This is a genomic window from Lysobacter sp. TAB13 (assembly GCF_052113885.1).
GTDB lineage: Bacteria > Pseudomonadota > Gammaproteobacteria > Xanthomonadales > Xanthomonadaceae > Lysobacter > Lysobacter gummosus.
In genome coordinates this window covers 1-418 of record NZ_JBFRDR010000255.1, presented here as the reverse complement: position 1 = coordinate 418, position 418 = coordinate 1, and the positions used below count along the sequence as shown (strand labels likewise).

Sequence of the window (418 nt, the reverse complement as noted above, 5' to 3'; positions counted from 1 at the left end):
GAACAGGTCGAAGGGGCGCCCGCCCGGCACGAAGAGCAGCGCGGTGTATTCGTGGCGGCCCTCGGCCCGGAAATGGATCGTCGCGCTCGGCTCGTCGTATTGCGCGGCGACGCTGCGATAGAAATCCGTGTAGTCCTGCGCACTGATCTCGCTCTTGGGCTTGGCCCAGAGCGCCGCGCCGTCGGCCAGCGTGGTTGCCTCCGCGCCCGGCTTCTCGATCAGCGAGATCGGCACCGGCACATGGCCGGACTGATCCCTGACGATGCGCTCCAGCGTCCAGCGCGACGGGGGCGACGGTGAATTCGCCCTTGCCGTCCGATGACCAGAGCCAGGCCTCGTCGCTGCCGGCGCGGCGGCTGACGACCTCGACCTTGTCCGCGACCATGAAGGCCGAGTAGAAGCCGACGCCGAACTGGCC

1 pseudogene is annotated in these 418 nt (G+C 68.9%); it reads right to left on the bottom strand.

The window, feature by feature from the left end:
• Positions 1–240, bottom strand: a pseudogene (locus AB4Y92_RS26060) (molecular chaperone HtpG); the annotation flags it as partial.
• Positions 241–418: the final 178 nt, after the last annotated feature.